The following is a 23,595-nucleotide window of genomic DNA, read 5'->3' on the forward strand; positions in this document are numbered from 1 at the left end:
CTCTTAGTCGGAAACATCTATTTTATATAAGGTCGTTTTTAAACTTTAAAACTGCCGCCAACATCCAGCACTGCAACTTTTGTACCGCATTTTTCCATACCTTTTACAAAATTATCTGCGGTCGCATCAAGCAAACCGAAGGTACCGAAATGGCACGGGATTGCGATTTTGAGCGTCGGGAAGTAACGCTGGCAAGCCAGTGCAGCCACCGCCCCACCCATTGTAAAACGATCACCGACCGGCACCAAAGCAATATCCGGCTGATGCAGTTCATTAATCAGCGCCATATCCGAGAAAATATCCGTATCGCCCATATGATATAGTACCGGCTTATCCTCGAAATGGAACACCAGCCCATTCGGGTTACCAAGAGAATGGGAAACACCGTCTTCTGTCAGGGTGGCCGAAGAATGTAGCGCATTCACAAAGGTCACTGAAAAACCGTTGTGAAAGACTGTACCGCCGGTATTGCCCGGATCTACTTTTTCCACGCCGCGATGCGCCAGCCAGTCACAGAGATCAGCATTGGCGATCACTGTCGCACCTGTTTCTTTGGCAATACGGATCGTATCGCCAACATGGTCGCCGTGACCATGGGTCAGCGCAATATGTGTCACGCCTTTAGTCACTTCAGCAAAATCCAACATGGAACCGGTCGGGCTCTGGCTGATAAAAGGGTCAATCAGAATTGTCGCCTGCGAGGTTTCAACGCGAAAAGCAGAATGGCCGAGCCAGGTTATGTTCATGATATTCCCTTTGCCGATGCATATTGGTATAGGCACAGTTATGACGCACTGCGCTGTCTTTGCAATATACTACACGACATTACCGGATCGGAAAAACGAGATATGGCTGTATCAACAATTGAAGAGCTTGTAACAAGCTTGAGCTACGGGCAACTTGTCGCCGGTCTTGATCTGGGCACCAAAACAATCGGGATTGCCGTTTCCGACCTTGGCATGTCATTTGCGCATCCGCGTCCTGTTTTAAAACGCCGCAAATTTACGCTGGATGCAGAGGAACTGCTGGAACTGTTGCAAAAAGAAAAAGTTGCAGCGGCCGTTATCGGCCTGCCGGTCAATATGGACGGTTCTGAAGGCCCGCGCGTGCAAGCTACAAAAGCCTTTGTGCGCAATATGGAAAAGCTCACCGATATTCCGTTTATCTATTGGGATGAGCGTCTTTCAACTGTTGCGGCAGAACGCGCTTTGATCGGCATGGATGTTTCGCGCGCCAAACGGGCGGAGCGGATTGATTCCGCCGCCGCCTCATTCATCTTACAAGGTGCGCTGGATCGACTACACATGCTGCGCCGCGACGAAGAGCAGGATTAATCCACTTGTTGGCTGCCAGCCATTGCTTGTGCAATCAGATGGTAATCATGCGTAGTAATTTCCAGCAACCCGAAGCGAAACGGATAAGCCCAATTTGATTTGCCTCGAGTGAGTTCTAACTGGTCTAACAGAGGGCGAATAGGAATGATCATTGTATCACTCCATTGCACATCGCGGCGATAGGGGAGAAACCCTGCCCCATATCAACCTGATAAACACCATCACCACAAATCACACCCTGCGCCGTAAAAGACCGTAATTTGTCTTTATCGCCCATGGTTTGCGCAGGCGAGTAATAGACCACACCGTCTCCCAGCTTTACCCTACGCAGAGGTGCAGATTTGCCATGACAAACCTGCATATAGCCTTCTGCCCGTCCGCGCTGCACATGATCCGCGCTGGCAATTGCAAGCCAGTATTTCCGCCCGCGCTCGGTCATTCTGGATCCAGCGCATAGACACGCAGACGATGACCGTCCAGATCAGCGATCACAAAAGACCAGCCGAAATCTAATTGCGCAGGTGCCATCAGAATATCGGCCTTCAGATCGCGCCATTTCGCATAAAGGGCATTCACCGCATCCCGTGTTTCTACCCGCATGGAAAATTCACAGCCGCCACCAATATTCGCCGGTGCAGGCTGAACCGTGTGCTTTGACCAGAGTGCCAGTTTCAAACCGGAATGCAGAACAAATAGCACAAAGGTCGGAGATTGCTCGACCGGCTGAATACCAAACAGGTCAGTGTAAAATGCGGCACTTGCTTCTGGTTTTGCTACATACAGCATCAGATTATCGGGATGGTTCATCTTATAACTCCTTTACTTGATGCAAAAGAATATGAACTGGCAATGTGTCAGTTTCTGTCAGCAGTGTTTAAAAATCGCGCGTAATATTCTGCGATTTACGCCAGTCTTTCAGCAGGTTTTGCCGTGAGCGAGGATAGCGCCCCTCTAAAATTGTCAGCGATTGAATACGATCAGTGCGAAAATGCCGGAAATCCTGCCGCAACTCGCACCAGCCAAGCACAACCTGCACCTGATCGAAAAAACCAAGCCCGAAAGGCCAGATAATGCGTTGCGATGTTTGTCTGTCAGCATCGGCATAATGCAGTTCCAGTCTGGATTGATGGCGGATTGCCAGCCGGATTTGCGCCAAGATATCAGGATCAACCGGAACAGGCTTCTCTGCATTCAAAGATGGCCCCACAAGCAGCGTAGAAGCCTCAAGGTCATCGCGTAAAGCTGTTGGTAAGACGGCTGCAATCTTGGCCAGTGCATTGCGCGCTGCCTGCGCCATTTGTGTATCATGGCGTGTTGTCACCCAACGCGAGCCCAGCACCAGAGCTTCGATCTCCTCCTGAGAGAACATCAGTGGCGGCAGGGTAAAACCGGCACGCAACACATAGCCGATACCGGCCTCGCCTTCGATCACAGCGCCTTGTGCCTGTAAACTGGCAATATCGCGATAGAGTGTACGCAGGCTAATGCCTAACTCTGCCGCCAAATCCTGCCCGCTGACCGGATGCCGGTGACGGCGCAGAATTTGCAAAAGCTCCAGCAGACGCTCCGAACGCGACACCGTGGTTTACTCCTGCGGATAAAGCGCATTGATAATACCCAATGCATCATGTCGGGCATCAATCATGCCATAGGTTGTGCGCCATTGCCCGCCAAGGCGGGTCTCGATAAAGGCATCCGCAATATGATCTGCGCCAAGCTCTTTCAGGCAAGCCGCACTGGCCGCCAGCGCCATTTGCTCTGTGAGCATCCGCGCGGCACCCTCGTCAGTCATTGTCACCTGCATCGCAGCACGCAACACGGCAACTGTGCCCTGACCACGGCGACCAAGCTGTGTGCCGATCCATTCCAGCACATCGTCAAACAGGCGCGGCGCACGGTGCAACACACGCACGATATCCAGCGCCATCACATTGCCGGAACCCTCCCAGATCGCATTGACCGGAGCCTCACGGTAAAGTCGTGCCAGCGGGCCTTCTTCGACATAGCCATTGCCGCCGATACATTCCATTGCCTCATAAAGCAGCGACGGCGCGATCTTTGCCACCCAATACTTAACCACAGGCGTCATAACCCGAGCAAAGGCAGCTTCCATACGATCATTGGCCGCCATATCAAAAGCACGGGCAAGACGCAGTGACAAAGCTGTTGCAGCCGCAACATCCAGCGACATATCAGCCAGCACACGCTGCATCAGCGGCTGATTAATCAGCGGTACACCGCCTGTCTGTCTGTGACGCGCATGATGAACCGCCTCACTCATACCGGCTCGCATCAGACCGGCTGATGCGACTGCGCAATCCAGACGGGTCAACGTCACCATATCAATAATGGTTTTCACACCCTGTCCCGGCTCACCAACCATCTGACCGAGTGCATTTTCAAACTGCACCTCGGAAGAGGCATTGGAACGGTTGCCGAGTTTATCTTTCAGGCGCTGGAAGCGGAAACCATTGCCGCTGCCATCAGACAGCAGGCGCGGCACCAGAAAGCACGACAGGCCGGATTGATTGTCACCAGCTACCTGCCCATTGGCCTGTGCCAGCACCATGAAAGCATCGGACATCGGTGCAGACATAAACCATTTATGGCCATTGAGACGGTAAACACCATTACCGGCATGATCGGCGCGGGTGGTATTGGCACGAACATCGGTGCCGCCTTGTTTTTCCGTCATGCCCATGCCAATCGTCAAACCGGCTTTTTTAACTGGAGGCTTATTGGATGCGTCATATTTGCGGGTAAGGATACGCGGTGACCACTCGTCATAAAGTGCCGGAGAGGTCATGAGCACGGCAAGCGAAGCGCTGGTCATGGTCAGCGGGCAGAGATGGCCGCATTCCAGTTGCGCTGTCAAATAAAAGCGTGTGGCGCGCGCCTGATGACGGCGACCCGATTCCGGTGACTGTTGCGGGCTATTTTCCCAGATTGAAGAATGCAGACCATGTGCAACCGAGCGGCGCATCAAAGCGTGATAGGCCGGATGATATTCCACCTGATCAATGCGATTGCCCAGACGATCATGGGTTTGCAGGCGCGGCACTTCGGAATTGGCAAGACGCGCCATTTCCTGCGCATCACTCGAGAGCACAAAACGGCCGGTCTGTTCGAGTTCTTTTTGCAGCGTTTCAGGAAAGCGCGCTGCACATTGCAACAGCAGCGGATCGCTCAAATAGGCATTATATTGTGGTGCGGCCTGCCCGTTCAGATTTTTAGTCACGGAATATGGAGACGAATCCGGCGCATAATTGGTACGCTGCGGCACCTGATTGGTCACTTCAGAAACGTCTACAGGAGTGTTAACCGACATATTCCATCCATTTAGCCGGAGATTTCAGCCGCCGGTTTTATATTTAAAATTCATACGCGAATCTCTAATATTCGCCTTGTCCCATTGTTTGCGGCAAAATTATAAATATCCCCTCAATAATCTGTCTTTTTTTGTTACCCTTATTCGACAAAGCCATAAAAGCATATATAAGGCCGCAAACAAGTTTTTACTGAAAACAGATTTAGGGAATAGCTGTGATGACAGAACAATCTCCCTCGCCCCTTTTTCCCCACCGCCATTTGCTCGGGATTAAAGATCTTTCTCCTCTTGATATAAATATCCTGCTCGATCTGGCAGACAGTGAAGTCGCCGTATCACGCCAGCCGCAAAAAAAGAAAACGATCTTAAGCGGCCGCACGCAGATTAATCTGTTTTTTGAAAACTCCACCCGCACACAATCATCCTTTGAACTGGCTGGCAAACGCCTCGGTGCCGATGTGATGAATATGTCTGTCGGCAATTCTTCGGTCAAAAAGGGTGAAACGCTGATTGATACAGCAATGACCCTCAATGCGATGCAACCGGATATTCTGGTGATCCGTCACGCATCTGCCGGTGCCGCCGCATTGCTCGCGCAAAAAGTCGGCTGCTCCGTGGTCAATGCCGGTGACGGCGCGCATGAACACCCGACACAGGCGCTGCTTGATGCACTGACTATTCGGCGCGCTAAAGGCAAAGTCGGCCGCCTGATCGTGGCAATCTGCGGTGACGTGCTGCATTCGCGTGTGGCGCGCTCCAATATTCTGCTGCTCAATGCGCTGGGCGCACGGGTGCGGGTGATTGCACCTTCCACTCTGCTGCCATCCGGCATTGAAAACATGGGCGTTGAAGTCTTCAACTCCATGAAAGAAGGTCTGAAAGACGCCGATGTGGTGATGATGCTGCGCTTGCAGCGCGAGCGTATGAGCGGCTCTTTCGTGCCCTCAGTGCGTGAATATTTCCACTTTTACGGGCTGGATAAAGAAAAGCTCAAATATGCAAAGCCTGACGCCTTGGTGATGCATCCGGGTCCGATGAACCGCGGCGTGGAAATTGCCTCGGATATTGCTGACGGCCCGCAAAGCGTGATCCAGCAACAGGTAGAAATGGGCGTCGCTGTCCGCATGGCTGTGATGGAAGCGCTGCTTGATCCCCGACGAAATCCTGAAAACTTTGATGGTGTTGGAGCCTGATGATGAGCACTACAGTTTACACCAATGCCCGCATCATTGATCCTTCGCGTAAACTCGATGAAAACGGCACGCTGATCGTTCAGGACGGCGTTATTATTGCCAGCGGTGCAGATGCCAACAATCAGGGCACACCGGAAGGTGCGGAAATCATTGACCTTAATGGTAATGTACTGATCCCGGGTCTGGTTGACAGCCGTGTGTTTATCGGTGAACCAGGTACAGAACACCGTGAAACCATTGCCTCGGCCAGTCAGGCTGCTGCTGCCGGTGGTGTAACGTCTATGATTATGATGCCGGATACCGATCCGGTGATTGATAATGTGGCACTGGTCGAATTCGTGAAACGGACTGCCCGCGACACGGCGATCGTCAATGTCCATCCGGCTGCGGCCATCACCCGCGGCTTACTGGGTGAGGAAATGACCGAAATGGGTCTGCTCCGTGAAGCCGGTGTGGTTGCCTTTACTGAAGGCCGCAAATCTCTGGCTAATACATTGTTGCTGCGCCGTGCGCTGACCTATGCCAAAGATTTCGGCGCCGTTATTGCCCATGAAACCATGGATCCGTATCTCGGCGGCGGCGCGATGAATAGCGGGCTTTTTGCCAGCTGGCTCGGCCTGTCGGGCAGCCCGCGTGAAGCAGAAGTCATCCCGCTTGAGCGCGACCTACGTCTGGCAAGCATGACCGGCGGTCACTATCACGCCGCGCAAATTTCTTGTGATATGTCGGTGCAGGCTTTGCGCCGCGCCAAAGAAACCAACACAAAAGTCAGCGCTGCCGTTTCCATCAATCATTTATCACTCAATGAAAATGATATTGGCGAATATCGTACCTTTTTCCGTCTTTCCCCGCCGCTGCGCGATGAAGACGACCGTCAGGCGATGATTGAAGCTGTGCGCAACGGCACAGTTGATGTGGTTGTCTCTGCCCACAATCCGCAGGATGTGGACACCAAACGCCTGCCTTTTGCCGATGCTGAAGCCGGTGCGATCGGACTGGAAACACTGCTTGGCGCAGCGCTTCGTCTCTATCACAATGAATCTCTGACCCTGATGCGCCTGATTGAAGTGCTTTCCACTGCTCCGGCCAAGCTCTATGGCCTTGATGCCGGTACACTCAAAGTTGGTGCAAAGGCTGATTTTGCTGTGGTTGATCTCTATGAACCATGGGTCGTGAAGGCTGATGAATTGCGCTCTCTCTCGAAAAACAGCTCTTTTGAAGATGCTAAATTTCAGGGTCGCGTGATCCGCACAGTCGTCAACGGCAAAACGGTCTATGCATTATAAATATTGTTTTGATGCGGATTTTATGCCTAATTTCACTTGTCTCTGTGAAGGGACGCGCAATTTCGAGGGGATACTATGCTTGAACCACTGATTATCACCGGCGGCGTTGCTGGCATTTTTGCGGCGCTGATTTTTGGCTATCTGCTTGGTTCAATTCCCTTTGGCCTGCTGCTGACCCGCATGGCTGGTCTGGGCGATGTGCGCTCCATCGGCTCCGGCAATATCGGCGCGACCAATGTACTGCGTACCGGCAACAAAAAAATTGCTGCCGCAACCCTGCTTTGCGATATGCTCAAAGGCACAATTGCCGTGCTGGTTGCCGCCTATTTCGGTCGTGATTATGCGCTTGCTGCCGGTCTCGGGGCTTTTCTCGGCCATCTATTTCCGGTCTGGCTTGGTTTTAAAGGCGGTAAAGGCGTTGCCACCTATCTCGGCATTTTGCTGGGTCTGGTCTGGCCGGGTGCATTGGTTTTTGCAGCAGTATGGATCATTGTTGCGCTTCTCACCCGCTACTCATCGCTCTCAGCGCTGATTGCCAGCATCGTAGTGCCGGTATCCATTCTCTATCTCGGCCTGACAAAAACCGCACTGCTATTTGCCATTCTCACTGTGATTGTTTTCATCAAACACCGTGAGAATATCAAGCGGTTACTCAGCGGAACTGAAACCAAGATAGGATCAAAATAAATGATCAGGGAGACGGGTTCGCAATCAAAAGGAATTCGTCTCTCAGACCAGCAGAGACTCAACTGGCTGCGGCTTATCCGCAGTGACAATGTCGGGCCTGCCAGTTTTCGCGATCTGATCGCCTATTGCGGCAGCGCTGCTGCCGCATTGGAGCGCCTGCCCCAACTGGTGCGCTCTACAGCTAAACGCCCGCTCCGTATCCATAGCCAGCAAGACGCTGAACAGGAACTGGAAGCGATTGATCGCGCCGGTGCCAGATTGATCGGCATGGGTGAACCGGACTATCCTCAATATTTACGGCAAATGCTCAATCCACCGCCAATCGTGACTGTGCTTGGTGATACGCAGCTTTTCTGCAAGCCGCCGGTCGCCATTGTTGGCGCACGCAATGCCTCCGCTACAGCCTGTGCCTTCACGAGCCAGCTGGTGCGCGATCTCGGCCAATCCGCTTTTTCCATTGTTTCAGGCTTCGCAAGGGGCATTGATACGGCTGCCCACAAAGCCAGCTTAGAGACCGGCACAATTGCTGTGCTTGCCGGTGGCTTGAACCGCCCTTATCCGCCGGAGAATATGCCGCTACTCGATCAAGTCATTGATAATGGCGGGATCATCATTTCAGAAATGCCGTTCGACTGGGTGCCACGGGCGCAGGATTTTCCGCGCCGTAATCGTATCATTGCCGGTTTGTCTCTCGGTCTTGCCGTGATCGAAGCGGCACAGCGCTCCGGCTCACTCATCAGCGCAAGACTGGCGGGTGAAATGGGTAGACTGGTTTTTGCAGTCCCCGGCTCACCGCTTGATCCGCGCGCCAGTGGCACCAATACGCTGCTGAAAAATGGTGCGATCATGCTCACGCAAGCGCAGGATATCTTTGACGCATTGGCACCGATGCTGCGAAAGGACGGTACGGCACCGCAACAGGCCGGTTTTGTTTTCACAGAAGATTCTGCACAAATTCTCGCGCAAGCTGCACCGCTTTCTTTTGAAACATCGAATAACCAGCCAAACGGCAGCGCTGATATTGAGCGTATCCGCAATGCCCTCAGCAGCACGCCCGCCTCAGTGGATGCAATTATCCGCCATACGGCATTAACACCGTCTGCCGTGCATCTGGCTTTGCTGGAGCTTGACCTTGCCGGTCAGTTACAACGCAGCAATGACGGGCTGATAGCTCTTTTGCCGACATAAAGAGGCTATTTTTCAGTTTCGGGTCGGTTGCCCGAATTATGAACGCAGAACATCTGAAACTTCCACCCATGCCATCTCAATAAAATAGGCAAGCATCGGATAGTGGTTGTTCTGGGCGATCTGACGCAGCTGTAACAATAAATCATGAACATAAATCAGCTCTTGATAAGCCTGTTCTTTACTTTCCTTCATAACCATACTCTCGCCTATACGAATACAATAATAAGCCGGATGAAAATTTATTTTTAGGCAAATTGAATAAAAACAGAGTGCTGCCGCTAGCTATAAATTCAACCTAAGATTACATAATAACTATTGTCAACCTGTCGTTGTTTTGCGTAAAAAACAGTGTTTGCTCTTGACCAATCTGCTTTCGCTGTTCATTTGAATGAGAACAATCCTGCCAGCATGATGATTTTCAGCACTTGATTTTCAACACTGGCGCAATCCGGGCATATCCGGCTGTGTACGTTAATCTGGACCCGCAATATGAATGTCGTTGTCGTTGAATCGCCCGCCAAGGCCAAAACAATTAATAAGTATTTAGGCTCAGACTATAAGGTTCTGGCGTCTTTTGGTCATGTCCGCGATTTGCCGGCAAAAGACGGTTCTGTACGCCCTGACGAAGATTTTGCCATGAGCTGGGAGGTTGATGCGGCCTCTTCCAAACGCCTTTCCGAGATCGCCAAGGCGCTCAAGGAAAGTGACAGTCTGATTCTGGCAACGGATCCGGATCGCGAAGGTGAAGCCATTTCATGGCATGTGCTGGATGTGCTGCGTCAGAAAAAAGTGCTCGGCTCCAAGCCGGTCAAACGTGTAGTGTTCAACGCCATTACCAAAAACGCTGTTCTGGAAGCGATGGCCAATCCGCGTGAGATCGACGTGCCACTGGTCGACGCTTATCTGGCACGCCGTGCGCTCGATTATCTGGTAGGCTTTACACTGTCGCCGGTTCTGTGGCGCAAATTGCCGGGTTCGCGCTCAGCTGGTCGGGTGCAGTCCGTAGCCCTGCGCCTTGTCTGTGACCGCGAAACCGAAATTGAACGCTTTATCCGTGAAGAATATTGGAATATTGCGGCCCTGCTCCAGACACCACGCAGCGATAATTTCACTGCACGTCTGACTGTTGTTGACGGCAAGAAACTCGGCAAGCTGGACATCAAGAACGAAGAGCAGGCAACCGGCATCCGCACCATGTTGGAAGGCGCAAGCTTCAACGTCATGAGCGTTGATGCCAAGCCAACCAAACGCAATCCGGGCCCGCCATTCACCACCTCCACCTTGCAGCAGGCCGCCAGTGGTCAGCTCGGTTTCTCGGCATCGCGTACCATGCAGGTCGCGCAGCGCCTTTATGAAGGTATTGAGCTTGGCGGAGAAACCACCGGTCTGATCACCTATATGCGTACCGATGGTGTGCAGATGGCACCGGAAGCGATTACTGCTGCCCGCAAAGCCATTGGCCAGACTTTCGGTGATAATTACGTGCCGGAAAAGCCGCGCTACTACTCCACCAAAGCCAAGAATGCGCAGGAAGCGCACGAAGCGGTGCGTCCGACTGACTTCAACCGTCATCCGAAAGAAGTGCGCAAATATCTCGATGAAGATCAGGCACGCCTGTATGAGCTGATCTGGAAACGCGCAATTGCCAGCCAGATGCAGCCTGCGGATATTGAGCGCACAGCTGTCGATATCGAAGCCAAGAACGGCGCCCGTTCGGCGACATTGCGTGCCAATGGCTCTGTTGTTCGCTTCAACGGCTTTCTTGCGGCCTATACGGATCACCGCGAAGAAGAAGATGAGGACGAGGACGGCGCACGTCTGCCGCAGATCAATGCCGGTGAGACACTGAAGCGTGAGAAAATCGATGCAACCCAGCATTCGACTGAACCACCACCGCGCTATTCCGAAGCTTCGCTCATCAAACGCATGGAAGAGCTTGGCATTGGCCGTCCTTCCACCTATGCGGCAACGCTCAAAACCCTGAATGACCGTGAATATGTCACTATGGATAAGCGCAAGCTGATTCCGCAGGCTAAAGGTCGCTTAGTAACAGCGTTTCTTGAAAGCTTCTTCGAGCGTTATGTGGAATATGATTTCACCGCAAGTCTGGAAGAAAAGCTCGATCTGATTTCCGACGGCAAGCTGGCATGGAAAGACGTGCTGCGTGATTTCTGGAAAGATTTCTCCGGTAATGTCGACAGTACCAAAGAACTGCGCGTTACCAATGTGCTGGATGCGCTTAATGAGCAACTTTCTGCCCTTGCCTTCCCTGACCGTGGCGATGGTATGGATCCGCGTATCTGCCCGACCTGTGGCGAAGGCAATCTGTCACTGAAACTCGGTAAATATGGCGCGTTTGTCGGTTGCTCCAACTATCCTGAATGTAAATTCACCCGCCAGCTTGGCACTGAGGGTGAAGGCGATGCAGCCGGTGCTTCTGATGAGCCGAAGGTGCTTGGTCAGGATCCGGCAACAGGTGAAGATATTACTGCGCGTACCGGTCGTTTTGGCCCGTATATTCAGCGCGGCGAAGGCAAAGAAGCCAAGCGTTCAAGCCTGCCGAAAGGCTGGAGCTTAAGCGAGCTTGATCTGGAAAAAGCGCTAAAGCTGATTAACTTGCCGCGCGATGTGGGGCCGCATCCTGAAAGCGGTAAGATGATCACCGCAAGTCTCGGTCGTTATGGCCCTTATATTGCCCATGACGGCGCATTCGCCAATGTGGACAGCATTGAGGATGTGTTTGAAATCGGCATCAACCGTGCAGTGACTGTGCTGGCAGAAAAAGCTGCGAAAGGTGGTCGTACCCGCGCTACTCCGGCAGCTTTGGCAACGCTTGGCGATCATCCGGACGGCGGCTCGATTACTGTTCGGGACGGTCGCTATGGCCCTTATGTCAATTGGGGCAAGGTCAATGCCACGCTGCCAAAAGGCAAAGATCCGGCAACAGTAACAATGGAAGAAGCGCTTGAGCTGATTAAAGCCAAGGGTGGTTCTGCCAAGAAGACCACGAAGAAAGCCGCACCTAAAAAAGCAGCGGCTCCGAAGAAGACAGCAGCGGCTAAAAAGACAACCAAAGCGGATGCGAATGATGCAGATGCTGAAACAAAACCGGTGAAAAAGGCAGCAGCCAAAAAACCGGCAGCGAAAAAGCCTGCAACCAAAGCAGCCGCCAAACCTAAAAAAGCGGATGCGGCTGAATAAGCACCACATAACTTAGAGCGACCTTTATGTGCGAAGTCTGGCACACAGCGCTCTAAAGAACAAAGGGCACCATATCCGTTATGGTGCCCTTTTTATTTGGTTGAACTTTGCTTTTGACCGATGTTTTCCCATTTTACTCCGGCGCAAGCAAATGTTTCCATTTTGTGCTGAAATGCTTTAAAGAGTTTTCAGGACTTTATGAAAAGTAAATATTAAGGATGACCGGATTGGCTCGCAGAATAGACCCTTCTTCTGACCGTAACAGCGGCTCAGGCACACAGAAAAACCAGAAGGGTGCAAAAAACAACAAGACCTTTTCCGGTAAAACCAAAGTGAAGCCGCTTTCAGAGGCCTATCTTCCTACCAAGGAAGATATTCTCACTTTTATCACCGAAAATCCTGACCGCGCTGCCAAGCGTGATATTGCCAAGGCGTTTAACCTTAAAGGCGATGCACGCATCTATCTCAAAGATATCCTTCGCGAGCTGGCTAATGACGGACAAGTTGAAAAGCGTGCCAAAAAGCTCTCCCGCCCGAACACTTTGCCACCGATTGCTTCGCTGACGATTACCGGCCGCGATAATGATGGCGGTCTGATTGCCCGCCCGATCGAATGGAGTGGCGAAACGGCTGCACCACTGGTACTCCTGCGCCGTACACACAAAGATAAAGGTCCGACGGTTGGGGTCGGCGATCAGATTTTGGCGAAGATTTTTGCCAATTCTGACAAGGGCGGCGTGCCTTATACCGGTCGCGTGATCAAAAAACTGGAAAAGCGCGATAATGCTGTGCTTGGCATTTTGCGCCAGTTGCAGAGCGGCGAATATCGTCTTGAACCGGTGAATCGCAAACAGACTGAAGTCAGCATTGATGCCGAGCATCTCAATGGTGCCAAATCCGGCGATCTGGTAGAAGTGATCCCGCATCAGAAAAGTCGTTTTGGCCTGCCGCAAGGCAAGATTGAACAGGTAATCGGTTCCATCAGCAGTGAAAAAGCGCTGTCGATGATTGCTATTCACGAATATGAAATTCCGCATATCTTCCCTGAAAAGGCCATTGAGCAGGCAGAAAACGCCAAACCTGCCACGATGAGCCATCGCGAAGACTGGCGCTCATTGCCATTGGTCACCATTGATCCGGTTGATGCCAAGGACTACGATGATGCGGTGTTTGCAGAACCGGACACAGACCCGAACAATGAAGGCGGCTTTGTCATTGTCGTCGCCATTGCGGATGTCAGCTATTATGTACCGCACGGCTCAGCGCTCGATCATGAAGCGTTGAAACGCGGCAATTCGGTCTATTTCCCTGATCGCGTGGTACCGATGTTACCGGAGCGCATTTCCAACGATCTTTGCTCGCTGCGTGAAGGTGTTGACCGCCCTGCAATGGCGGTACGTATTATTATCGGGGCAGACGGACGTAAACGGTCGCACAGCTTCCACCGTATCATGATGCGCTCGATTGCCCGCCTCGCCTACCAACAGGCGCAGGCAGCGATTGACGGCGCTCTGGACGAGAAGACCGAACGCGTCATTGATATCAGCCTGAAGCCACTGTGGAAGGCCTATGCTGCGCTTAAAAAAGCGCGTGACAAGCGCGAGCCGCTGGAACTTGATCTGCCGGAGAAGAAGCTGATCCTCGACGATCAGGGACAAGTTCTGAAAGTGGTCGTGCCTGAACGCCTTGATGCGCATAAACTCATTGAAGAGTTTATGATTCAGGCTAACGTCGCCGCCGCTGAAGTGCTGGAAGCCAAAAACCAGCCGCTGATCTATCGTATTCATGATGTCCCGTCATTAGCGAAGCAGGAATCCTTACGCGATTTCCTCAAAACACTTGAGATCAGCCTTGCCCGTGGTGCGGAACTGCGCCCGGGTCAGTTCAACGGTATTCTGTCCCGTGTCAAAGGCACAGATCACGAAGAACTGGTCAATCAGGTGGTATTGCGCTCCCAGAGTCAGGCGGAATATAACACCGAAAATATCGGTCATTTCGGGCTGAATTTGCGCCACTACGCGCATTTCACCTCGCCTATTCGCCGCTATGCCGATCTGATCGTTCATCGCGCGCTGATCCGCGCACTCAATCTTGGGCCAGATGGTCTGAGCAATGATGAAGTTGGTGAATTGCCAGCCATTGCCCAGTCGATTTCCCAGACAGAACGCCGTGCTATGCTGGCAGAACGTGAAACGACGGATCGTCTGATTGCCCATCATCTGGCCGAACAGGTTGGCAGCGAGTTTCAGGCACGCGTACAAGGTGTGACCAGAGCCGGTCTGTTTGTGACCCTTGCGACATATGGCGCCGATGGCTTTATTCCCATTTCCACTTTGGGTCGGGAATATTATCACTATGATGAGGCCGGTCACTCGGTCGCCGGCGAACGCTCAGGCAAAGGCTATCGTCTCGGTGACAGTGTGGAGGTAAGACTGGTTGAAGCACAACCGGTTGCCGGTGCGCTACGTTTTGAAATGCTGACTGAACCGCGTTTGCTGCCTGCATCCTTGCAATCGCACCATAAAGCTACCAAATTTAGCCGTAACACGGGAAAATCCCGTAGTGGCGGTCCCGCTAAAGGCAAACCATCCCATATTTCGCGCAAAAGCAAAAGATAACCCAGAACTGATGTCGGGGAGACAATGATGAGCAGCGATCAGACAATATCACAGACGGAACCCCAAATTTTCGGTGGAGACACTAAAAAATCTACCCGTGTGCCGCGCCCGTTGGGGCAAGCCATGCAACGTGGTTTCCTCTGTCGCTGCCCCAATTGCAACGATGGCAAGCTGTTCCGTACATTCTTACGTCCTGTTGCCAATTGCTCCGTCTGTGATGAAGACTTTACACCGCAACGCGCGGACGATCTTCCAGCCTATCTGACTGTGCTGATTGTCGGCCATGTGGTGATTGCGCTGTTCATGATGGTTGAAACCATGGGCGGTCTGTCGCTCTGGGGGCATCTGGCGATTTGGGGGCCGGTTACTATTCTGATGTCGCTGGCTCTGCTGCAACCAATCAAAGGCGCGACCATCGGCCTGCAATGGGCACTCTACATGCATGGCTTTGATAAAGAGAGCCAGCAGGAATATATCTGACGCAAATGTCTGATCGTATTCCGGAAGACGATTTAATCGCAATGTATAACGCTGAAGATGCGGCTGCTACCCGACGTAGAAAAGCCGCATCTGGCAGCGTGATCCGTCCTAAAGACGCAGCTTCCCTCATCCTCATCGACCGTAACAGCAAAGAACCGCGCATCCTGATGGGACGACGCGCTCGCGCCATGCAGTTTATGCCGGATGTCTTTGTGTTTCCAGGCGGCGGCACCGATGCACAGGACGGCAAAATCACTGCCGCCAACCATCTCAGGCCGCAAGATGAAGAAAAACTGCTGGCAGGTCTTGGCACTCGTGCCAGTACACAGCGCGCCCGTGCTTTAGCTATGACTGCGATCCGCGAGACCTATGAGGAAACCGGCCTGCTGCTCGGCACCCCTCACAGTGAGGCTCAGACGCACCCGTGGGATGGTTTTGCTCAGATGCAGCACTTGCCCGATTTATCGCAGCTTCGCTATGTGGCACGCGCAATTACGCCGCCCGGTCATAGCCGCCGCTATGATGCGCGATTCTTTGCCAGTTTTCTTGATGAGCTTAGTCCGGCAGTGAAAAGCTCCGGCCTCATTCCCGCTGACATCAGCCTTACAGAATCACCGGTCTATAGTGAGCCGGAATTATCTGATTTGAAATTTGTGAGCTTTGCGGAGGCTTTTAATCTCAATATTGCAGCGATTACGCGCATTATTTTACGGGATATTGAAAAACTCCTGCTCGAAGACATGAGTTTGTCGTCTATATATCCGGTTCCGCTCTATCGTAAACGGCATGGCCGTCATGTCCGTGAGGTGATTTAAATTACATGCAGCAAGACCATCTTCCATCTGAAGTCGCATCAGAAGTGATTCAGCCAACACAGTGGCGCTCACTCGGTGCAGCAATTGCAACAATCAGTGCCGTGGGTGCCGCAATCGGCCTTGGCATTCCACTGCTGAGTGTGCTTCTGGAAAGCCGTGGTTATTCGGCAAGTATCATCGGTGCCAATACAGCTGTCGCCGGTCTGGCCTCGCTGTTTGGTGCCGCACTTTCTGCGCGCATTGGTTCATATCTTGGCGTTGCCCGCTCTATGATGCTGATGCTGCTAATCAGTGGCCTGTCGTTCCTCGGTTTCTATCTGTTTCCGGATATCATTGCATGGTTCGCTCTGCGCGTGTCGCTGCATTTCGCCCTCACCGTGCTGTTTGTGCTGTCGGAATATTGGGTTAACACCTCTGCCCCGCCTGCTAAGCGCGGGTTGGTGCTTGGTATTTACGCCACCTGTCTGTCGCTCGGCTTTGCCGTAGGGCCGTGGCTGTTCTCAATTATCGGCAGTGGCGGCTTTACACCTTTTGGTATCGGCATGGTGATTATTGCGCTTGCAGTCATTCCGGTCATGATTGCCAGAAAAGACAGCCCTGAATTTGAAGAAGGCGAACACGTCCCGTTTCTGCCTTATATTTTCATCGTTCCTGCGGCGACCATGGCAGTCTTTGTCTATGGCGCGGTGGAAACCGGCGGCTTTGCGTTGTTCCCTGTCTTTGGCACGCGTGTCGGTCTCAATGAGGGTGATGCGGCGCTACTGCTCACTATGGTCGGCCTTGGCAATGTGCTGATGCAGATACCGCTCGGCCTTATCTCTGACCGTATTCGTGATCGTCGCATACTCTTGCTGATTTGTGCTGTCATCGGCTTCATCGGTATGATTGCGCTGCCGTCTGTCGTCGGCAATTGGTATCTGATGGCGTTCCTGTTGCTGATCTGGGGTGGTGTGGTTGCTGGCCTTTATACCGTGGGGCTTGCACATCTTGGTTCACAATTGCAGGGACGTGAGCTTGCTTCGGCCAACGCAGCGTTCATTTTCTGCTATGGTATCGGCATGCTGGCAGGTCCTCAGGCAGCCGGTGTCGGCATGGATTTGATGGGCGCGAAGGGCTTCCCAATCACTTTGTCACTGTTTTTTGCAGCATTTATCATAATTTTGCTCATCAGACTGACAGTTCGTAAACAGCGGGCTTGACTTTTTGGCGTGTATCCGTAGTGTCGCGCCAAATTCCCGCACCCGGATGAGATCGCCGGAATCGCAGGCGGTTTTATTTTTTAAAAGAGCAGGATAACGTTATGGCTAAGGCTACAACAATTAAAATTAAGCTGTTGTCGACCGCTGACACAGGCTTCTTCTACGTAACCAAGAAGAACAGCCGTACAATGACGGAAAAAATGACAAAGCGTAAGTACGACCCAGTTGCTAAGGCACACGTCGAATTCAAAGAAACCAAAATCAAATAATTCTGGTTTCGGTTATTAAAAAACCCGGGCTTTTTAGCCCGGGTTTTTTATTGCCTGAATGCAGACATTCTCTGATGCGTTTTGAATAAGAGCCGTGATCAGAGTGAAATTCTTTAAGGCACCCAATCCGACTGTTGTAAAACAATACGGTAACCGTCCGGATCTTCGAAAGTCAGCCCCTTCTTGTCCCAGTAAGGATTGAAGGAAGTCACAGGTGCAAAACCGGCAGCCTTCATACGATCCACAGCACTTTCCCACGCGTCATGATCCGGCAGGTAAAAAACCAGCAGATTATCTTGTGTTGGCGCCTTACCTGCCTGATGCTTATTGGTACGTGTAAATGCAAAGTGATAGGGCGCATTTTCCTGCCCCATAATGATTGCATCGAAACCGTCATGATCCTGAAAACGATCAAAAACAGTCAGCCCTAAGCCATCTCTATAGAAAGCAAGCAGAGCATCCAGATTATCTGTCGGTCTTACAATGCGGAACTTCGGAATAGTCATCATTCACCTCAATAAGGCGATGTGCTGTAACTACAGATCGCCGAGATAGGATTTGATCGTCTCAATAAAGCGCGGCACGGAGATCGGCTTGGAAATATAAGCCTCACAGCCACCCTGACGAATACGCTCTTCGTCGCCCTTCATAGCGAAGGCTGTGACTGCAATCACCGGAATGGCTTTCAGTTCATCATCTTCTTTCAGCCATTTGGTCACTTCAAGACCGGAAACTTCCGGCAGCTGAATATCCATCAGGATCAGATCAGGATGATGAATACGCGCCAGATCCATTGCTTCCAGACCATTGCGCGTGCGAATTGTTTCATAACCGCTGGCTTCAATCAGATCGCGGAAAAGCTTCATATTCAGCTCATTATCTTCAACGATCATTACTTTTTTGGTCATGAAAAATTACCTTATTATTCAGAGGGCCATCTGAATATGTCGCCACCTCTATCAGCAGCATTCCGTAGTTTTTGAGCCACGTCAATCTATAGAGCATTTCCGGTTCAATCTTGTAGCAAAGGAAATGCTCTATCTAATTGTCTGGCGCGTATCTTATCCGAAAACCGTTTCACACTTTTCGGGATACGCTCTAATGCAAATCGCCGGATCAAGCCTGTCAACACCGGATATCAAAAGCATAACATTGATCCGTGACCAAATTGCTCTTAAACAGCTTTCATACAGATAAAGATGCAATTACAGTTGCCAAAACGTAAAAATCAGCAGGAAAAACAAAATGTCAAAAACTATCCTGAATCAAAGTGATGCTGAAAATCTGGCCGTTGAAGCTCTGGTCTTTCTGGCTCAGCAGCCGGATTTGATGAATCGCTTTCTGTCCCTCACCGGCATTGAAATTTCTTCGATCCGCGAAGCTGCCGGTGAACCGGCCTTCCTGACCGGTGTTTTGCAGTTCTTTCTCGCCCATGAGCCGACATTGATGCAATTTTGTGAGGCAACCGGCCACAAACCGGAAAGCATGAATCAGGCATTGCGCTTTTTGCCGAATGGCGACAGCGCCTACGATCAATCAATGTAAACGGCTTGAAAAACCAGCTTGTGATTTGTGCATAAAAATCGCTGGTACAAGTGGCCATCAACCTGTATCGTGCAAATGTTCCGCATATGTTCGGTTCACAATACAGGTTTTACGATGGTCAACGGTGTTTCCGGTTATTTTGCTGAGGCTGATCCGCAGGCAGGTTTCTGCCGCGATTGCCTGACCGTGCAGAAAAAACGCCGCACGGAACCTCGCCCACGGTGCAGCTCTTGCGGCAGTCCGCGTTTGGTGCGGCATGAAGAGCTTTATGATCTCAGCTTCGCGCATATTGATTGCGATGCTTTTTATGCTTCCATTGAAAAACGCGATAATCCTGATTTGCGTGATAAGCCGGTGATTGTTGGCGGCGGTAAGCGTGGCGTGGTTTCCACCTGCTGCTATATTGCGCGTATTCACGGCGTGCGTTCGGCTATGCCGACTTTCAAAGCTATTGAGCTATGCCCTGAGGCTATTTTCGTGCCTCCGAATATGGAGAAATACCGCATTGTCGGTCACCAGATTCGCAAAATGATGTTTGATCTCACGCCTTTGGTCGAGCCGCTCTCAATTGACGAAGCATTTTTGGATATGCGCGGTACGGACAAACTGCACCGCGCCCCGCCTGCCCTTGTGCTGGCCGAGTTTGCCCGTCGCATTGAGCAGGAAATCGGCATTACTGTTTCTGTCGGCCTGTCTTATTGTAAGTTCCTGGCCAAGCTTGCCTCTGATCTGGAAAAACCACGCGGCTTCTCGGTGATCGGAGAAAAGGAGGCGCAGGATTTTCTGAAACCTAAACCGGTCGGCATGATCTGGGGTGTTGGCAAGGCGCTGAATGCCAAACTCAATGCAGACGGCATTCAGACCATCGGGCAATTACAGCAGATGGAGGAATCCACGCTGATGAAATCCTATGGCGTGATGGGGCAGCGGATGTATCGCCTTTCCCGTGGTATGGATACACGCACGGTGCAGCCGGAAAGCGAGATGAAGAGCATCTCCAATGAAACCACCTTTGATATTGATATCGCCAAGGCTGAGGAACTGGTGCCGGTGCTGCGCGCCCTCTCGGAGAAAGTCGCAGGGCGATTAAAGCATGGCGACATTGCAGGCCATACAGTGGTGCTGAAGCTCAAAACCAAGGATTTCCAGAGCCGTACCCGCAATCATCGCCTGAGCGATCCTACGCAGCTTGCAGACAAGATTTTCCGTACCGGCCTTTATATGCTGCAAAAAGAAATCGACGGCACGAAATATCGCCTGCTCGGCATTGGTGTAACCGACCTCACTGATCCGGTGAAAGCCGATCCGCCTGATCTGGTGGATATCAAAGCAGGTAAACGCGCAGCGGCAGAAACAGCGATTGATAAGCTCCGCTCCAAATTTGGCTCAAAGACCGTAGAAACCGGCTATACATTCGGTAAAGGCAACCTCGCCCGCCCGCAAACACCTTCAGACAAGTAACTGCATGCAGCTATTGATACGGAAGATAAAGCAATGATCGTCAGAACTGCCCGATTGAGTGACGCTGAAGCCATGAGCCGCATTTTGACGGATATTATTGCAGTCACCCAGCGGCAGCGCCCGCATGATCAGGATTTTGTACGCGATAACTATATCAATAATCCGCATGGCATTTTATGCAGTGTAGCGGAAGATGAAAATGGCGAGGTTTTGGGATTCCAGTCGCTGATCCGCGCTGTTGAAGACAATGTATATGGTGTTACAGCCGGCTGGGGTATTATCGGCACCCATGTCAGCCCGAACGCAGCCCGTCGCGGCGTCGGCAAGGCGCTGTTCGCCGCAACAAGACTCGCAGCTGAAAATGCAGACTTGCAAAATATTGATGCAACTATCAGCGCGGATAATGCCAACGGGCTTGCCTATTATGACTCGATTGGTTTTCAAAGCTACCGCACCGGCGACAATACAATCTGCAAGCGTTTCAGCGTTTTCTCATCGTAGTTACATTCCATTTACCCACCGTTTTGTTAGCGAATAAAATGCTAGAGCATAATTCTCTAAATTTGAATCAGTTTAAGATGAAATTATGCTCTAGTTTTAAGTGTTAGAGCGACCTTTGTGTGCCAAGTCTGGCACACGGCGCTCTAATAAAAGCCATGTCATCATTTCTTCATGGAAGTGACATTTGCCTGCAACAGAGAGCAGCGAAATCTCCCTCAGAATTTATCGTAACATTCGGGGATATCTATGTCGCGCCGTTCCATGAGACTTTCTCTCATCACCGCTCTTACTGCCACACTGGCAAGCTCTGTTGCCTTTTCCGCTTCCGCTGAGCCGGTTTTCAACCGTATTGCCAGCTTTGCGGTAACAGACAACCTGCCGAAAGACGCAGATGCCAAGACAGCAACCTCTTCGGAAATCATTACGGTTTCGGAAGACGGCAACATGCTGATCTATTCCGACAGTCCATATGGCGGCATCGGTTTTGTTGACATTACCGATCCTAAAAATCCGAAAGCCGGTGGCGTTCTCAAGGTTGAAGGCGAACCGACTTCGGTGACTGTTGCAGGCAAGCGTGTTTTCGCCGGTGTCAACACATCAGAAAGCTATGTGAAACCATCCGGTCGTCTCGATGTCATTGATATTGCTTCGCGCAAGGTTGAAATGAGTTGTGATCTCGGCGGCCAGCCGGATTCCGTTGCCGTATCACCGGATAAAAAATTCCTCGCCGTCGCTATTGAAAATGAACGCGATGAAGACCTCAATGACGGTGAGATGCCGCAGCTGCCTGCCGGTAATCTGGTTATTCTCGACCTCAAAGACGGCAAGCCTGACTGTAAGACAATGAAGGTCGTGGATATGACCGGCATTGCAGAAATCGCGCCGGAAGATCCAGAGCCGGAATTCGTTTCCTTCAACAACAAAAATGAAATTGCTGTTACCCTGCAGGAAAACAACCATATCGCGATCGTTGATGCTGCTTCCGGCAAAATCACATCGCACTTCTCTGCCGGCACAGTTGATCTCGACAAGATCGATACCAAGAAAGACGGCCAGATCAAGTTCAACGGCGAAATGAAGAATGTTGCCCGCGAGCCAGATACCATTAAATGGATTGGTGATGATCGTCTGCTGACCGCCAATGAAGGTGACTATAAAGGCGGCTCCCGCGGTTTCACCATTTTCGATACAAGCGGCAAAGTGCTCTATGATTCAGGCAATACGCTGGAGCATAAGATTGCAGCCCATGGCCATTATCCGGAAAAGCGCAACAAGAAAGGCGTAGAGCTGGAAGGTGCTGAAGTCGGTCGCTTCGGTGATACAGATTACCTGTTTATCGCCAGTGAACGCGGCTCGATGGTCAGCGTTTATAAAGATACCGGCAAAGACCCTGAATTCGTTCAACTGCTGCCATCCGGCATTGGTCCTGAAGGTGTTCTGGCAATCCCGTCGCGCAACCTGCTGGTGACTGCCAATGAAACCGATCTGGGTGAAGACGGCGGTGCCCGCTCTCATGTGATGATCTATGAATTGCAGGATAAGCCTGCCGCCTACCCGCAACTGATTTCGGAACTGACCGAAGAAGGCACACCAATCGGCTGGGGCGCTCTGTCCGGTCTGGTTGCTGATGAAAGCAAAGACGGCATTCTCTATGCCATCTCTGACTCCGCCTATTATGCTGCACCAACCATCTACACGATTGATGCCAACCAGAAGCCTGCGAAAATCACTTCAGCTCTGCTGGTAAAACGCGGTAAAGATGCCGCGCAAAAGCTTGATCTTGAAGGCATTACCACGGATGGTAAAGGCGGTTTCTGGCTGGCCAACGAAGGCGATCAGAAGAAGCTCGTTCCGCATGCAATTCTCAATGTAAATGAAAAAGGCGAGATCAAAAAGGAAATCGCTTTGCCTGAAGACCTGCTCAAGCACCAGACCCGCTTCGGTCTTGAAGGTATTACCCGTACTGGTGAAGGCGATAATGAAACGCTCTGGATGGTTGTACAGCGCGAATGGGCAGATGACGAAAAGGGCAATGTCAAAATCCTCAGCTACAATCTGAAGAGCGAAGAATGGGTTGCTGTTGCCTATCCGTTGGATAAAAAGGAAAAAGGCTGGGTTGGTCTTTCTGAAGTGACTGTCCATGACGGCCAGCTTTATATTGTTGAGCGCGATAATCTGATTGGCAAGGAAGCCGTTAATAAGCGCCTTTACAAAGTGGCTCTGGCAGACTTGAAACCGGCTAAAATCGGTGAGAAACTGCCGGTTGTCAGTAAGACACTGGTCTATGATTTCATACCTGATCTCAAGAAACTCAATGGCTTTGTGCCGGACAAAGTTGAAGGCTTCGCCATCGACAAAAACGGCATCGGCTATGTTGTGACCGATAATGACGGTGTTGACGGTTCCAGCGGTGAAACCCAATTCTTCACTGTCGGTAAAGTCAGCGAATTGAAAGCACAATAAGCCTCCCAAGGCTCTCTAAAAGAAAAG

General features: G+C 51.5%; 24 protein-coding genes. 15 read left to right on the forward strand and 9 right to left on the reverse strand.

Features of this window, described 5'->3' with window-relative positions; genetic code table 11:
• Nucleotides 1-38 precede the first annotated feature (38 nt).
• Nucleotides 39-746 (reverse strand): metal-dependent hydrolase, encoded by a 708-nt coding sequence (locus tag QUF18_RS09565; protein ID WP_289386836.1) that lies wholly within the window; start codon nt 744-746, stop codon nt 39-41.
• Nucleotides 747-848: 102 nt separating this feature from the next.
• On the opposite strand from QUF18_RS09565, the gene ruvX reads away from it, so the two are divergent.
• The gene (gene ruvX / locus QUF18_RS09570; RefSeq protein ID WP_289386837.1) at nt 849-1,334 is read left to right on the forward strand and encodes a Holliday junction resolvase RuvX; all 486 of its coding nucleotides are present in this window, start codon (nt 849-851) and stop codon (nt 1,332-1,334) included.
• On the opposite strand, the gene QUF18_RS20380 is transcribed toward ruvX, so the two are convergent.
• The 5 genes from QUF18_RS20380 to QUF18_RS09590 form a co-directional block, all read right to left on the reverse strand.
• On the reverse strand, nt 1,331-1,486 hold the full coding sequence (locus QUF18_RS20380) for an EVE domain-containing protein (protein WP_353074506.1): 156 nt from the start codon (nt 1,484-1,486) through the stop codon (nt 1,331-1,333). The two genes, ruvX and QUF18_RS20380, sit on opposite strands and share 4 nt — an antisense overlap.
• Entirely contained in the window at nt 1,483-1,773 is a 291-nt protein-coding gene (locus tag QUF18_RS09575) for an EVE domain-containing protein (RefSeq protein ID WP_353074507.1), read from the reverse strand. Before QUF18_RS09575 ends, QUF18_RS20380 begins: the two co-directional genes overlap by 4 nt.
• Nucleotides 1,770-2,141, reverse strand: coding sequence for a VOC family protein (locus QUF18_RS09580; protein ID WP_289386838.1), 372 nt, complete (start codon nt 2,139-2,141; stop codon nt 1,770-1,772). Before QUF18_RS09580 ends, QUF18_RS09575 begins: the two co-directional genes overlap by 4 nt.
• A gap of 67 nt (nt 2,142-2,208) precedes the next feature.
• Nucleotides 2,209-2,913: a helix-turn-helix transcriptional regulator gene (locus QUF18_RS09585; RefSeq protein WP_289386839.1), complete on the reverse strand. Its 705-nt coding sequence runs from the start codon at nt 2,911-2,913 to the stop codon at nt 2,209-2,211.
• A gap of 6 nt (nt 2,914-2,919) precedes the next feature.
• Nucleotides 2,920-4,662 (reverse strand): acyl-CoA dehydrogenase family protein, encoded by a 1,743-nt coding sequence (locus QUF18_RS09590; RefSeq protein ID WP_289386840.1) that lies wholly within the window; start codon nt 4,660-4,662, stop codon nt 2,920-2,922.
• Between the two features lie 218 nt (nt 4,663-4,880).
• Between QUF18_RS09590 and QUF18_RS09595 the strand changes: the two genes are divergently transcribed.
• The 4 genes from QUF18_RS09595 (at nt 4,881) to dprA (ending at nt 9,016) form a co-directional block, all read left to right on the forward strand.
• On the forward strand, nt 4,881-5,855 hold the full coding sequence (locus QUF18_RS09595) for an aspartate carbamoyltransferase catalytic subunit (protein ID WP_289386841.1): 975 nt from the start codon (nt 4,881-4,883) through the stop codon (nt 5,853-5,855).
• Nucleotides 5,855-7,141 carry a dihydroorotase gene (locus tag QUF18_RS09600; protein ID WP_374806894.1) on the forward strand — a complete coding sequence of 429 codons (1,287 nt, stop codon included), beginning with the start codon at nt 5,855-5,857 and terminating at the stop codon, nt 7,139-7,141. The genes QUF18_RS09595 and QUF18_RS09600 overlap by 1 nt, the downstream gene beginning before the upstream one ends.
• 75 nt (nt 7,142-7,216) lie before the next feature.
• The gene (gene plsY / locus QUF18_RS09605) at nt 7,217-7,828 is read left to right on the forward strand and encodes a glycerol-3-phosphate 1-O-acyltransferase PlsY (RefSeq protein ID WP_289386842.1); all 612 of its coding nucleotides are present in this window, start codon (nt 7,217-7,219) and stop codon (nt 7,826-7,828) included.
• 3 nt (nt 7,829-7,831) lie between these two features.
• On the forward strand, nt 7,832-9,016 hold the full coding sequence (gene dprA, locus QUF18_RS09610; RefSeq protein ID WP_374806933.1) for a DNA-processing protein DprA: 1,185 nt from the start codon (nt 7,832-7,834) through the stop codon (nt 9,014-9,016).
• Between the two features lie 36 nt (nt 9,017-9,052).
• On the opposite strand, the gene QUF18_RS09615 is transcribed toward dprA, so the two are convergent.
• Entirely contained in the window at nt 9,053-9,208 is a 156-nt protein-coding gene (locus QUF18_RS09615) for a hypothetical protein (RefSeq protein WP_289386844.1), read from the reverse strand.
• A gap of 297 nt (nt 9,209-9,505) precedes the next feature.
• Here QUF18_RS09615 and topA point away from each other — a divergent pair, with 297 nt between their 5' ends.
• The 6 genes from topA to rpmG all read left to right on the forward strand — a co-directional run bounded on the left by topA (nt 9,506) and on the right by rpmG (nt 17,598).
• Nucleotides 9,506-12,217, forward strand: coding sequence for a type I DNA topoisomerase (topA, locus tag QUF18_RS09620; RefSeq protein WP_289386845.1), 2,712 nt, complete (start codon nt 9,506-9,508; stop codon nt 12,215-12,217).
• A 332-nt stretch (nt 12,218-12,549) separates the two neighbouring features.
• Nucleotides 12,550-14,835 carry a ribonuclease R gene (gene rnr, locus QUF18_RS09625; RefSeq protein ID WP_434547418.1) on the forward strand — a complete coding sequence of 762 codons (2,286 nt, stop codon included), beginning with the start codon at nt 12,550-12,552 and terminating at the stop codon, nt 14,833-14,835.
• A gap of 27 nt (nt 14,836-14,862) precedes the next feature.
• Complete coding sequence (locus QUF18_RS09630) at nt 14,863-15,315, forward strand: DUF983 domain-containing protein (protein ID WP_289387158.1); 453 nt, start codon at nt 14,863-14,865, stop codon at nt 15,313-15,315.
• Nucleotides 15,316-15,320: 5 nt separating this feature from the next.
• Complete coding sequence (locus QUF18_RS09635; protein WP_289386847.1) at nt 15,321-16,130, forward strand: NUDIX hydrolase; 810 nt, start codon at nt 15,321-15,323, stop codon at nt 16,128-16,130.
• Between the two features lie 5 nt (nt 16,131-16,135).
• On the forward strand, nt 16,136-17,329 hold the full coding sequence (locus tag QUF18_RS09640; RefSeq protein WP_289386848.1) for an MFS transporter: 1,194 nt from the start codon (nt 16,136-16,138) through the stop codon (nt 17,327-17,329).
• A gap of 101 nt (nt 17,330-17,430) precedes the next feature.
• Nucleotides 17,431-17,598, forward strand: coding sequence for a 50S ribosomal protein L33 (rpmG, locus tag QUF18_RS09645; RefSeq protein WP_022712316.1), 168 nt, complete (start codon nt 17,431-17,433; stop codon nt 17,596-17,598).
• A gap of 113 nt (nt 17,599-17,711) precedes the next feature.
• On the opposite strand, the gene QUF18_RS09650 is transcribed toward rpmG, so the two are convergent.
• A complete protein-coding gene (locus QUF18_RS09650; RefSeq protein ID WP_289386849.1) occupies nt 17,712-18,107 on the reverse strand; it encodes a VOC family protein in 396 nt (131 codons plus the stop codon).
• Nucleotides 18,108-18,134: 27 nt separating this feature from the next.
• On the reverse strand, nt 18,135-18,506 hold the full coding sequence (locus QUF18_RS09655; RefSeq protein WP_113943017.1) for a response regulator: 372 nt from the start codon (nt 18,504-18,506) through the stop codon (nt 18,135-18,137).
• A gap of 337 nt (nt 18,507-18,843) precedes the next feature.
• Here QUF18_RS09655 and QUF18_RS09660 point away from each other — a divergent pair, with 337 nt between their 5' ends.
• The 4 genes from QUF18_RS09660 to QUF18_RS09675 all read left to right on the forward strand — a co-directional run bounded on the left by QUF18_RS09660 (nt 18,844) and on the right by QUF18_RS09675 (nt 23,568).
• Complete coding sequence (locus QUF18_RS09660) at nt 18,844-19,143, forward strand: DUF3572 domain-containing protein (RefSeq protein ID WP_289386850.1); 300 nt, start codon at nt 18,844-18,846, stop codon at nt 19,141-19,143.
• 114 nt (nt 19,144-19,257) lie between these two features.
• Nucleotides 19,258-20,604, forward strand: a complete 1,347-nt coding sequence (locus tag QUF18_RS09665) for a DNA polymerase IV (protein WP_289386851.1) — start codon at nt 19,258-19,260, stop codon at nt 20,602-20,604.
• Between the two features lie 33 nt (nt 20,605-20,637).
• Nucleotides 20,638-21,105: a GNAT family N-acetyltransferase gene (locus QUF18_RS09670; RefSeq protein ID WP_289386852.1), complete on the forward strand. Its 468-nt coding sequence runs from the start codon at nt 20,638-20,640 to the stop codon at nt 21,103-21,105.
• Between the two features lie 246 nt (nt 21,106-21,351).
• Nucleotides 21,352-23,568, forward strand: a complete 2,217-nt coding sequence (locus QUF18_RS09675; RefSeq protein ID WP_289386853.1) for an esterase-like activity of phytase family protein — start codon at nt 21,352-21,354, stop codon at nt 23,566-23,568.
• The last annotated feature ends 27 nt before the right edge of the window (nt 23,569-23,595 follow it).

It is taken from the genome of Pseudochrobactrum kiredjianiae (genome assembly GCF_030362795.1).
Taxonomy (GTDB): Bacteria; Pseudomonadota; Alphaproteobacteria; order Rhizobiales; family Rhizobiaceae; genus Pseudochrobactrum; species Pseudochrobactrum kiredjianiae.